The sequence below is a fragment of the Actinoplanes sp. DH11 genome, assembly GCF_020873875.1.
Taxonomy (GTDB): Bacteria; Actinomycetota; Actinomycetes; order Mycobacteriales; family Micromonosporaceae; genus Actinoplanes.
In genome coordinates, this window is the sequence record NZ_JAHWGU010000001.1 from 381,023 (window position 1) to 393,332 (window position 12,310).

Here is a 12,310-nt window from a genome sequence, read left to right on the forward strand (position 1 = left end):
CCCATCGACCGGCCCTGACCGTCGGCCGGCACTGACGGATCGCGCCCGGCGGGCGCGATCCGCCGGTAGATGTCAGGCGCAGTAACCGGCGACCGGGCTCAGCCACTCCGCGAGCTGACTCTTCAGCGTCTTGTCGAGGTCCTTGGTGGTCTTGATGCCCTCGATGTAGTCGCGGTTCTTGGCACTCTTCTCGATCTTGGCGGCCGAGGTGATGCCGGCCTGCTTGAGGTCCGGGTTCTCCGCCTCGGCGGTCTCCTTGCGGATCTGGGTGCCGACCGACTTGAGCTCGGCGGCGGCCGTCTTCTCCGCCTTCTCCGCCTCCTCGGTCTGCTTCGCCTCCTTGTGGGCGATCATCTTGCCGAGAGCGGTGCCGAAGTCACCAAGCGCGGCGCTGAAGACCTTGTCGAGCCGGCCGCACACCTTCTCGGTGTTCGCCGTGTAGTCGGGCGCGGGCTCGGTGGTGGCCGGCGCGACCGTGGCGGCGACGGGCGCCGCGATCTCGCTGGTGTTCGCATCGCTCTCACAGGCGGCGCCGGTCAGCAGTACGCCGCCGGCGAGCACGGCGAGGATGGCGCGTCGCATCAGGGATCCTCTTCGTCGGGGGGGTCGTCCAAACTCGCACCGACGGTACGTTCCGTTCGCTACCGCGTCCAACCGACGGTGAGGACCGGTGCGCGAAGGGCCCGCCCGGGTGATACCCGGACGGGCCGCCCGCCCCCGTCGGACGTCGGACCGCCCCGCCATGAAAGGGGCGCTCACATGGCGGGGCGGCGCCTGTCGAGGGTGCACCGGGCCGCTCTCGTTCCGCTGTCGTTACGGTCCTCAGTGCTCGGTTAGGCTCCCGGCACGGCACACGGAACGGGTGAACGACCTTGCACTTCCGCATCATGGGGCCACTCTCCGTCACCGTCGGGGAGCGCACGGTCGCGATCACGGCGGGACGTGACCGGGTGGTGCTCGCCATGCTGCTGCTGCGCGCCGGCCGCGTCGTCGGTCTGGGCGAGCTGACCGAGGCGGTCTGGGGGACCACGCCCCCGGCCACCGCCCGCGGGCAGTTGCAGACCTGCGTGTCCCGGCTGCGCCGGCTGCTGCCGTCGGGCGTCATCGTCAGTGACCCGGCCGGCTACCGGATCCAGCCGGGCGCGGAGGAGCTGGACGCCACCGTGTTCCGGCGGCTGGTGGCGGAGGCGAGGACCGCCGGCGACCCGGGGACCGCGCGGCGTGCGTACCGCCAGGCCCTCGATCTTCGACGCGGCCCGGCCTGCGCGGAGATCGACGTGCCGGCGGTCCGGGCCGCCGCCGCGGTGCTGGACGAGCGCCAGGCGACGGCGGTGGAGGACTGGGCCGACCTGGAACTGACCGCCGGGCAGGCCCGGGAGCTGATCGGCGGGCTGACCGGCTGGGTGGAACAGTTCCCGCTGCGGGAACGGCTGCGCGGGCAGCTGATGACCGCGCTCCACCGGTCCGGCCGGCGGGCCGACGCGCTCGCCGAGTTCCGGCGGGCCCGGGCGGTGCTCAGCGAGGAGCTCGGCATCGAACCCGGCCCGGAGCTGCAGGAACTGCACCGGGGCATCCTGGCCGGTGAGGACCGGGCTGAGGTGCGGGCGGCGGTGCGCTGCCTGCCCCGCACGGTCGGCGACTTCACCGGCCGGGCGGCCCTCGTCGATCGCCTGCTGGACCGGATCCGCCGGACCGACCCGGCCGTCCTGGTGATCGACGGGATGGCCGGCAGCGGCAAGTCGACCCTGGCCCTGCACCTCGCGGCCCGGGCCGGTGACCGGTTCCCGGACGCGCACCTCTACGTCGACCTGCGCGGCCACAGCGAGCAGCCGCCGGTCGAGCCGGCCGCCGCGCTCATCGTCCTGCTCCGGCAGCTCGGTGTCGCCGCCGACGAGATCCCGCTGGAGCCGGTGGACCGGATCGGGCGCTGGCGCACCGAGGTGGCCCGGCGCCGGGTACTGGTGATCCTGGACAACGCCGCCTCCAGTGCGCAGGTCGCCGACCTGCTGCCGGCCGCACCGGGCAGCCTCACCCTGGTCACCGCGCGGCGCCGGCTGGCCGGTCTGGACGGCGGCCACGTCGTGTCGCTGCCGCTGCTCGACCCCGGCGACGCGGTCACGCTGCTGGAACGGATCGCCGGTGACCGGGTGCGCGACGAGCCGGAGGCCGCCGCCGAGGTGGTCCGGCGCTGCGGCGGCCTGCCCCTGGCGGTACGCCTGGCCGGCGCCCGCCTCGTGCACCGCCCCCGCTGGCGGGTGGCCGACCTGCTGCGCCGGATGGGTGCGGCCGCCCTGCCCGAGCTGGTGGCCGAGGACCGGACCGTGGCCGGCGCCTTCACCCTGACCTACCGCCAGCTCCCGGACCTGCCGCGACGGGTGTTCCGGCTGCTCGGGGTCCATCCGGGCGCGACCTTCGACGCGCTCGCGGTGGCCGCCCTCGCCGGACTGGGCGTGGACGAGGCCGCGGCGGCGCTGGACGACCTGGTCGACGTGCACCTGGTCGACGAGCCGGAGCCGGGCTGGTTCCGGATGCACGACCTGCTGCGTCAGTACGCCGGGGTGTTCGCCGCCGAGCTGCCGGCCGCGGAACGCTCGGCGGTGCTGGCCCAGGCTCTGGACCTCCAGCTGCACACGCTCGTGCTGGCGGCCGCGCCGAGCTTCCGGGAGGGCGTCCTCGGTGACCTGGGCGACCGGGAGCCGGCCCGGCCGGACCTGCTGGCGGCGCTTGCCGACCCGGCCGCCCGGCTGGAACGGCTGAGGCCGAGCCTGATGGCGTTCGTGGAGGCGGCCGCGGCGGGCGGGCGGCCGGACTATGCCTGGCAGATCCCGCGGGCGGCCTGGCAGCCGCTGTTCGCCCGCGGGTACATGGACGACATCCGGGACCTGCACCTGGCGGCGATGGCCACGGTCGAAGCCGTCGGCGACCACTACGCGACAGCCGTCACCGCGAACTACCTCGCGTCCGCGTACGCCCGGGCCGCCGAGTACGAGACGGCCGAGCGCTACCTGCTGCGCTCCGTGCGGATCCGCGAGAAGACGGGTGGGACCGGCAACGCGTACGCCAACCTGGCACTGCTCTACCGGCAGCAGGGCCGGTTCGCCGAGAGCGTCGAGGCCATCCGGACCTTCCTCCGGGAGACGGCCCTGAGCAGGCAGAAGACGGTGAACGTCGTCGCGGCGCTCGCCACCCTGGCCGAGGTGCTGCGCCGGCTGGGACGCACCGACGAGGCGTTGCACCACGTGCGCCGGCGGCTGATGCGCGGCATCGAGATCGGGGATCGCGGCGTCGTCGCCGCCACGCTGCTGTCCATCGCCCGGATCCGGTACCGGGCCGGCACCATGCCCGCGGACCGCGCGCTGCACTACATCGGGGTCGCCGCCGGTCTGGCCCGGCAGGAACGGATCGAGGAGGTCGTCGCGGACGCCGGCAACGACCGGAGCCGGGTGCTGCGCGACCAGGGCCGGTACGCCGAGGCGATCGCCGAGCACCGGCAAGCCGTGGCGTACGGGGAGAAGGTGCACGACATCTGGCACGAAGCCGAGTTCCGCGTCGAGTACGCGGCCACCCTGCGGGCCGCCGGCGACATCCGGGCGGCCCGGGAGATGTACGAGCACGCACTACGCCTTGCCACGGCCGCGCGTCTCACGTACTCCATCGCCCATGCCCGGGCCGGACTTGCCGACTGCCTGGACCCCGGCGATCCGGAGGCCGTGCGGTTGCGGGCCGCCGCGTGTGATCTTTTCGACCGGATGGGGATCACTACGATCGACGGGCGACCCGCGAACGGGCGAGGGAGGATGAAACCGTGACGAATGACGAGAGCGGCTTCCGGATCGAACGCGACACGATGGGTGAGGTGCGGGTCCCCGCGGACGCGCTGTGGCGGGCGCAGACGCAACGCGCCGTGGAGAACTTCCCGATCTCCGGCCGTGGGCTGGAATCGACGCACATCCGGGCCCTGGCCCGGATCAAGGGTGCCGCGGCGCGGGCCAACGCGAACCTCAACGTGCTGGAGAAGGACCTCGCCGAGGCGATCGCGACGGCGGCGGCGCACGTGGCCGCCGGCGGTTACGACGACCAGTTCCCGGTGGACGTCTTCCAGACCGGCTCGGGCACCTCGTCGAACATGAACGCCAACGAGGTGATCGCCACGCTCGCCTCCCGCGAGCTGGGCCGCCCGGTGCACCCGAACGACCACGTCAACGCGTCGCAGTCGAGCAACGACGTCTTCCCCTCGTCGATCCACCTGGCCGCGACCGAGGCCGTCAGCGCCGACCTGATCCCGGCCCTGCAACACCTCGGCGCGGCGCTGTGGGAGAAGGCGGAGGCCTGGTCCGGCGTGGTGAAGAGCGGGCGGACCCACCTGATGGACGCCACGCCGGTCACCCTGGGGCAGGAGTTCTCCGGGTACGCGCAGCAGGTCGCCAACGGCGTGGAACGGCTCACCGCCACGCTGCCGCGGCTCGGCGAGCTGCCCCTCGGCGGCACGGCCGTGGGCACCGGCGTGAACACGCCGCCCGGCTTCGCCCCGGCGGTGATCCGGCTGCTGGCCGAGGAGACCGGCCTGCCGCTGACCGAGGCGCGCGATCACTTCGAGGCGCAGGGCGCCCGGGACGCGCTCGTCGAGGCGTCCGGTCAGCTGCGGGTGGTGGCCACCGGCCTCTACAAGATCGCGAACGACATCCGCTGGATGGGCTCCGGCCCGCGCGCCGGCCTCCGGGAGCTGCGCCTGCCCGACCTCCAGCCCGGCTCGTCGATCATGCCGGGCAAGGTGAACCCGGTGGTGCCGGAGGCGGTCCGCCAGGTCTGCGCCCAGGTCATCGGCAACGACGCGACTGTCGCGTTCGCGGGCACCCAGGGCGACTTCGAGCTCAACGTGATGCTGCCGGTGATGGCCCGCAACCTGCTCGAGTCGATCCGGCTGCTGGCCGCGGTCTCCCGGCAACTGGCCGACCGGTGCGTGGTGGGCCTGGAGGCGAACGAGGAGGTGGCCCGGGCGTACGCGGAGGGCTCGCCGTCGATCGTCACCCCGCTCAACCGGTACCTCGGGTACGACGAGGCGGCCGCGATCGCGAAGCAGGCACTCGCCACCGACCGGACCATCCGCGAGGTCGTGATCGAACGCGGACACGTCGCATCGGGCAAGCTCACCGAGCAGCAGCTCGACGAGGCGCTCGACGTGCTGCGTATGACCCGTCCGTAAATTGACCGCCGTTCATCTTGTGTTGAGCGACGTTTCTCGATCTGATTCCCCTAGTCGAACCAACTAGGAGCGAATTCCATGAGGAGACGCGTCATCACGGGGGCGGTCGTCACAGCGACCGGCCTCGCTTTCCTGGCCGCAGTACCTGGCTCGGCCACGGCTGAGCCAGGCAACGCGGTCGACTACACGGTCGTCGCCGCGGACGGCACCTCGGCCGCCGAGGCGACCGCCGCCATCAAGGCCGCCGGTGGCACGATCGTGACCGGCAACGACGCCGTCGGCGTCTACCGGGTCACCTCGGCCGACACCGGGTTCGGTACCAAGGCCGTGAAGTCCGGCGCCCTGATCGGCGCCAGCGAGCGCCGGGCCATCGGCCGCGCGCCGAACGGCCTCGAGAAGATCGAGCGCGACGTGCGGCGTGGTGGTTCCGCCGCGCACGGCTCGAAGAAGCTCGACCCGCTCGACGACAAGCTGTGGGGCCTCGCGATGGTCCGCGCCGACAAGGCTCGCAAGATCGAGTCCGGCGACCGCGGCGTGACCGTCGGCATCCTGGACACCGGTCTGGACGCCTCCAACCCGGACCTGGCACCGCACTTCAGCACCAAGCTCTCCCGCAACTTCGCGCCCGACCTGGTCGACGTCGACGGCGCCTGCGAGGTCGCGAGCTGCGTCGACCCGATCGGCACCGACGACAACGGGCACGGCACCCACGTGGCCGGCACGATCGGCGCCGCGGCCAACGGCGTCGGCCTCTCCGGCATCGCTCCGGACGTCACCCTGGTCGAGCTCAAGGGTGGCCAGGACTCCGGCTACTTCTTCCTCGACCCGGTGGTCAACGCGCTCACCCACGCCGCCGACTCCGGCCTCGACGTGGTGAACATGTCGTTCTACGTCGACCCCTGGCTCTACAACTGCACGGCCAACCCGGCCGACAGCGCCGAGGACCAGGCCGAGCAGCGGGCCATCATCGCCGCCATGAAGCGGGCCCTGAACTACGCGCACCGCAAGGGCGTCACCCTGGTCGGCGCGCTCGGCAACAACCACGAGGACCTGGGCAAGCCGCGGACCGACGTGTCCAGCCCGGACTACGGCGCCGACCCGTACCCGCGGGAGATCGACAACAACTCCTGCTGGGACCTCCCGGTCGAGGGCCCGCACGTCATCGGCGTCTCGTCGGTCGGCCCGTCGAAGCGCAAGGCGGACTACTCCAACTACGGCGTCGAGCAGATCTCGGTCGCCGCGCCGGGCGGCTTCGCGCGGGACGGCTTCGGCACGCCGACCTACAACACCCCGGGCAACCGGATCCTCTCCAGCTACCCGCTGAAGGTGCTGATCGAGGAGGGCCTGGTCGACGCGGCGGGCAACATCCTGCCGGCCGGTGAAGGCCTGGTCTTCAAGGACTGCACGAACGCCGGCAAGTGCGGCTACTACACGTACCTGCAGGGCACCTCGATGGCGGCGCCGCACGCCGCCGGTGTGGCCGCGCTGATCGTCAGCAAGTACGGCAAGCGGGACTGGCGCCGTGGCGGCGTGACGATGGACCCGAAGGCCGTCGAGCGTCAGCTCTACCGCACCGCGGCCGAGCAGTCCTGCCCGGAACCGCGCCTGGTCAGCTACGCGAACGAGGGCCGGCCGGCCGAGTTCGACGCGTACTGCGAGGGTGGCCGGCAGTTCAACGGCTTCTACGGCTACGGCATCGTCGACGCGTACGCGGCGGTCGGCGGTCGTTGATCTTCGGAAGAAGAGCGCCCTGCCCGTGTCGACACGGGCAGGGCGTTTTTCGTTGGCGGCGCTCGGTACCCTTGTACGGTGACGCTGCGCTTGTACGACACCGCGACCCGATCGGTCCGGGACTTCGTCCCGATGACGCCCGGTCAGGTGGGGATCTACCTGTGTGGTCTCACCGTGCAGTCGCCACCCCACATCGGTCACCTGCGGTCCGCGGTCAACTACGACGTGTTACGGCGCTGGCTGCTGCACACCGGTCACGAGGTGACCTTCATCCGCAACGTGACAGACGTCGACGACAAGATCCTGCAGAAGTCGCTGGAGCAGAAGCGGCCGTTCTGGTCCATCGCGTTCGAGAACCGGCTGCTGCTGGACCGCGACTACCGGTCGCTGAACGTGCTGGCCCCGACGTACGAGCCGCTGGCCACCGGGCACATCACCGAGATGCACGAGCTGATCCAGACGCTGATCTCGGACGGTCACGCCTACGTGGCAGCCGAGGGCAACGGCGACGTCTACTTCGACGTGCTCTCCTACCCGGCCTACGGCGCCCTCTCCGGGCAGAAGCCGGAGGACATGCGCAGCGCGGGCGACGCCCCCGAGCGCGACAAGCGGGACAAGCGCGACTTCGCCCTCTGGAAAGGCGTCAAGAAGACCGAGCCGTCCGACGCCTACTGGTCCTCCCCGTGGGGCGCGGGCCGGCCCGGCTGGCACATCGAGTGCTCCGCGATGGCCCGGCGCTACCTCGGCGACGAGTTCGACATCCACGGCGGCGGCCTCGACCTGACGTTCCCGCACCACGAGAACGAGATCGCCCAGTCCCGGGCGGCCGGTCTCGGCTTCGCCCGATACTGGGTGCACCACGCGCTGCTCAACCTCGGCGAGGCCAAGATGAGCAAGTCGCTGGGCAACGTGATCGACCTGACCTCGCTGGTCGCGGACGGCATCCGCCCGGTCGAGGTGCGCTACTACCTGGCGGCCCCGCACTACCGCTCCCGGATCGACTACTCCGAGGAGGCGGTGCGTGAGGCCGCGGTGGCCTACCGGCGGATCGAGGGCTTCGTGCGGCGCGCCACCGAGGTCGTCGGCCGCGGCCGGCCCAAGGCGGTGCCGCCGGCCTTCGCCGAGGCGATGAACGACGACCTGAACACGTCGGCGGCGTTCGCGATCGTGCACGACACGGTCCGGGAGGGCAACACCGCGCTCACCTCCGGTGACGAGGCGAGCATCCGGGGCGCGCTCACCGCGGTCCGGGCCATGCTGGGTGTGCTCGGGCTCGACCCGCTCGACGAGGCGTGGGACGCCGTCGAGAGCGGCAACGACCTGAAGCCGGTGGTCGACTCCCTGGTCGCCCTGGCGCTGGAACAGCGGGCGCAGGCCCGTGCACGGAAAGACTGGGCGGCCGCGGATTCGGTGCGGGACCAGCTCAAGAACGCGGGTATTCAGGTGGAGGACACTCCGACCGGGCCGCGCTGGACGGTAGGAGAGCAGCACTGATGCCAGGAAATTCACACAACGCGAGCAAGCGCGCCACCTCGAAGAAGGGCGCGGCGATGGGCTCCGGCGGCAAGAACCGGAGCAGCCTCAAGGGGCGTGGCCGCACCCTGCCCGCCGACGAGCGGCCGTGGCACAAGGGTTACTCGGGCACCGAGAAACTGCCCGACAAGACCGCCCGTAAGCAGGACAAGGAGCGCCGGGCCGCAGCCGCCGAGGGCCGGGCACCCAAGGTCGGCGTTCCGGGCACCAAGGACACCACCTGGGGTCGCGGCGGTGGCCGGGGCACGAGCATGACGCGGGCGACCGCGGCGGCGGTCCGTGGTGGCCGGGCGGCCGGTCCGCGCGGTCCCCGGGTCGCGCCGGGCCGCAAGTCCAACCCCACCAAAGAGGGTCCCGAGCTGCTGCTCGGCCGCAACCCCGTGGTGGAGGCACTGCGTGCCCTGGTGCCGGCGACCGCGCTCTACGTGGCGCAGGGCATCGACATCGACGACCGGGTCACCGAGATCGTCCGGACTTCCGGTGACCGCGGCATCCCGATCCTGGAGATCAGCCGCAACGAGCTCGACCGGATGACCGGTGGCGTGCTGCACCAGGGTGTCGGCCTGCAGGTGCCGCCGTTCGCGTACGAGGACTTCGACGACCTGGTCGCCGCGTCGCTGGAGCAGACCGCCCCGCTGCTCGTCGCCCTGGACGGCATCACCGACCCGCGCAACCTCGGCGCGGTCATCCGGTCGGTGGCGGCGTTCGGCGGGCACGGCGTCTTCATGACCGAGCGGCGTGCCGCCGGCATCACCGCCACCGCGTGGCGGACCAGTGCCGGCGCTGCCGCGCGGGTGCCGGTCTCCCAGGTGGTGAACCTGACCCGGGCGATCAAGACGGCGCAGAAGGCCGGCTTCACCGCGATCGGGCTGGACGCGGACGGCGAGACCGACCTCTACCAGCTCGAGGCGGCCGTCGGCCCGCTGCTCGTGGTGGTGGGTTCGGAGGGCCGGGGCCTGTCCCGCCTGGTCGGCGAGACGTGCGACCTGCGGGTGAGCATCCCGATGGCCTCCGACGTGGAATCGCTGAACGCCAGCGTGGCGGCAGCGGTGACCCTGGCCGAGGTCAGCCGCCGCCGCGCCCACGGCTGATCAGAAGTACGCGCGCAGGCGGTCGCCGTCCGTGAGGAACAGGCGGCCGCCCGCGACAACCGGCGGATAGTGCTCGTCGCTCGGCATGCCACCCTTGCGCGGCTTGCCGGTCACGGCGTCGACGACCGACAACGGTGACCCCAGCCCGGACGGGCTGTAGAGCAGAGCACCGACCCGGACCGGCTGCCCGGCCGACTCCGGCAGGTGCACCGACCAGAGCTTGCGGCCGGTCGAGGCGTCCACGCAGACCACACTGCGGTACCGGGGCAGGTAGACGCGCTTCTCGTCGGCGGTGACGTTCGGCGAGGGCAGGGTGGACTTCCAGATCACGGTGCCCTTCGCCGCGTCGACCGCGGTGAGACCGCCACCGGCGCCGCCGACGTAGAACCGTCCGCCGGCGGGGTCGCTGCCGACGGCGTACCAGTTCTGCGGTGTGGTCCAGAGCGTCGCGCCGCTGGTGACCGAGACCGCCCGGGAACCGCGGCCTTCGATCCGCAACAGCAGCCGCCCGCCCGCCGACAGCAGCCCGTCGCCCCGGGTGCCGGTGAGCCGCCACAGCCGGCCGCCGTCGGCGATCCGGTACCCGGTGGTGCTGAGCGTGTAATCGGGCCGCGTGTCGACCACCGCCACCCCCCGGTCCACCACCATGTCCTGCGCCGGCCCGCCGAGCGTCACGTCCCAGAGCCGGGCGCCGGACGAGGCCGAGAACGCGCTCAGGAAACTGCCCTGACCGTCACAGGTGTAGGTCAGCGTGATCAGCTTGCCGTCCGCGACCGACATCCGGGTGACACCGCGGCGGACCAGCTTGGTGAACCAGCGGCGCGCCCCCGTCGCCGGGTCGAGCGCGGCCAGGCCGCCCGGCACGCTGCTGTAGACGCTGCCGCCGGCCACCAGCGGCTCGCGGCCGACCTCGCAGTCCGGCGCCCCGTGCGTCGGGATCTCCCAGCGCTTCGTGGCCTTGTCCGGGTTGAACGTCGTCTCGTGCGGGTTGTAGTAGGTCGCCCCCGGGCCGTGACCGGGCTGGGTCCAATCGGATGGCGGGGGCAGCATGAGGGCCGCGATCAGGGCGGCCACCAGAACGGAACTCATGCAAGATCAACGAGCGGGCACCCCGGTCGGGATCGATCCGTTGCGGTCGCGATGCCGGATCGGTGGCTGGAGGGGCTGGCTGCCCTGGGCCCTGTCGCGGTCGGCGCCTGAGTAGCCGCGGCGTTTTTGATCTGCTAGCGCTACGAAATTGCTGTGATCATGGGGTCAGAACCGCGATTTCGCAGCGCTAGCAGATCAACAACTCGCCATGGGCGGGCATGTCCGGCGTGGCTGGGCACAGAGCGTGGCTGGGCATAGAGCAGCCCCGGGTGCGCGGGCTTGATGGAGCCCCCGGTCGGGATCGAACCGACGACCTCCCGTTTACAAGACGGGTGCTCTGGCCATCTGAGCTACAGGGGCGGGCCAGCCCAGCATAACGTCCTGTGATCCGGTCGCCATCTTGGCAGGTCGGTGAAAAAGAACTACGTTTGCGGGGCTGTTCCTTCTACTCGGATCGTCCGGCACGTTCCTGCCGGTGGAAAGGAAGTCGATTCACCATGGCTACCGTCACTTACGACAAGGCCTCCCGGATCTACCCGGGCTCTGAGCGTCCCGCCGTCAACGAGCTGAACCTCGAGATCGGCGACGGCGAGTTCCTTGTTCTGGTCGGCCCCTCCGGTTGTGGCAAGTCCACCAGCCTGCGCATGCTCGCCGGCCTGGAGGATGTGGACCGCGGTCGCATCCTGATCAACGACAAGGACGTCACCAACCTCCCGCCGAAGTCCCGTGACATCGCGATGGTGTTCCAGAACTACGCGCTGTACCCGCACATGACGGTGTACGAGAACATGGCGTTCGCCCTCAAGCTGCGCAAGACCCCGAAGTCGGAGATCGACAAGGCGGTCAAGGAGGCAGCGGCGCTGCTCCAGCTCGAGGAGTACCTGTCCCGCAAGCCGAAGGCGCTCTCCGGCGGTCAGCGCCAGCGTGTCGCCATGGGCCGCGCGATCGTGCGTCAGCCGCAGGTGTTCCTCATGGACGAGCCGCTGTCGAACCTCGACGCCAAGCTCCGCGTCCAGACCCGTTCGCAGATCGCCTCGCTGCAGGCCAAGCTGGGTGTCACCACCGTCTACGTGACGCACGACCAGGTCGAGGCCATGACCATGGGTCACCGGGTCGCGGTCATGCTGGACGGCGTTCTCCAGCAGGTCGACACCCCGCGGGCGCTCTACGACACCCCCGGCAACGTCTTCGTCGCCGGTTTCATGGGCTCCCCGGCCATGAACATCAAGACGGTTCCGCTGACCGAGTCGGGCGCCACCTTCGGCTCGCTGACCATCCCGCTCACCCGTGAGCAGGTCGCGGCCGCCCAGCAGGGTGGCAACGGCAAGGTCACCGTCGGCTTCCGTCCCGAGGCCGCCGAGGTCGTCACCGACTCGGTGGACGCGCTCCCGATCGTCGTGGACCTGGTCGAGGACCTCGGCTCCGACGCCAACGTCTACGGCCACTCCGAGGTCGGCGGCGCCTCCGAGCGCTTCGTGGTGCGCACCGAGCGCCGCTACATGCCGAACATGGGCGAGACGGTCTACATCAAGCCGCAGACCACCGCCCTGCACGTCTTCAACGCGGGCACCGGCTTCCGCATCTGACGCAGCCCCACCGCGCATGGCCTTCCCTCCGGGGGAGGCCATGCGTCTTTCTCCGGGTCCGCGCAACGGCCATCGAG

General features: G+C 71.5%; 8 protein-coding genes and 1 tRNA gene. 6 read left to right on the forward strand and 3 right to left on the reverse strand.

The genetic code is table 11. The annotated features are described in order from the left end of the window. Window positions 1–72: 72 nt before the first annotated feature. Entirely contained in the window at window positions 73–582 is a 510-nt protein-coding gene (locus LPA41_RS01850; protein WP_229067818.1) for a hypothetical protein, read from the reverse strand. Between the two features lie 305 nt (window positions 583–887). Between LPA41_RS01850 and LPA41_RS01855 the strand changes: the two genes are divergently transcribed. From LPA41_RS01855 to rlmB, 5 genes are all read left to right on the forward strand, one after another. Beyond that, window positions 888–3,809 carry a BTAD domain-containing putative transcriptional regulator gene (locus LPA41_RS01855; protein ID WP_229067819.1) on the forward strand — a complete coding sequence of 974 codons (2,922 nt, stop codon included), beginning with the start codon at window positions 888–890 and terminating at the stop codon, window positions 3,807–3,809. Then, window positions 3,806–5,203 (forward strand): aspartate ammonia-lyase, encoded by a 1,398-nt coding sequence (locus tag LPA41_RS01860; protein ID WP_229067820.1) that lies wholly within the window; start codon window positions 3,806–3,808, stop codon window positions 5,201–5,203. The genes LPA41_RS01855 and LPA41_RS01860 overlap by 4 nt, the downstream gene beginning before the upstream one ends. Window positions 5,204–5,281: 78 nt before the next feature. Next, window positions 5,282–6,934, forward strand: coding sequence for a S8 family serine peptidase (locus tag LPA41_RS01865; protein WP_229067821.1), 1,653 nt, complete (start codon window positions 5,282–5,284; stop codon window positions 6,932–6,934). A gap of 78 nt (window positions 6,935–7,012) precedes the next feature. Continuing rightward, entirely contained in the window at window positions 7,013–8,428 is a 1,416-nt protein-coding gene (gene cysS, locus LPA41_RS01870) for a cysteine--tRNA ligase (RefSeq protein ID WP_229067822.1), read from the forward strand. Further along, on the forward strand, window positions 8,428–9,558 hold the full coding sequence (rlmB, locus tag LPA41_RS01875; RefSeq protein ID WP_229067823.1) for a 23S rRNA (guanosine(2251)-2'-O)-methyltransferase RlmB: 1,131 nt from the start codon (window positions 8,428–8,430) through the stop codon (window positions 9,556–9,558). Before cysS ends, rlmB begins: the two co-directional genes overlap by 1 nt. Here the strand turns inward: rlmB and LPA41_RS01880 are convergent, their stop codons facing one another. Together LPA41_RS01880 and LPA41_RS01885 are read right to left on the reverse strand one after the other, a co-directional pair. Beyond that, window positions 9,559–10,647 (reverse strand): PQQ-binding-like beta-propeller repeat protein, encoded by a 1,089-nt coding sequence (locus LPA41_RS01880; RefSeq protein ID WP_229067824.1) that lies wholly within the window; start codon window positions 10,645–10,647, stop codon window positions 9,559–9,561. Window positions 10,648–10,930: 283 nt separating this feature from the next. After that, window positions 10,931–11,007: transfer RNA gene (locus tag LPA41_RS01885), tRNA-Thr, on the reverse strand. A 137-nt stretch (window positions 11,008–11,144) separates the two neighbouring features. On the opposite strand from LPA41_RS01885, the gene LPA41_RS01890 reads away from it, so the two are divergent. Continuing rightward, window positions 11,145–12,233 (forward strand): ABC transporter ATP-binding protein, encoded by a 1,089-nt coding sequence (locus LPA41_RS01890; RefSeq protein WP_229067825.1) that lies wholly within the window; start codon window positions 11,145–11,147, stop codon window positions 12,231–12,233. Window positions 12,234–12,310: the final 77 nt, after the last annotated feature.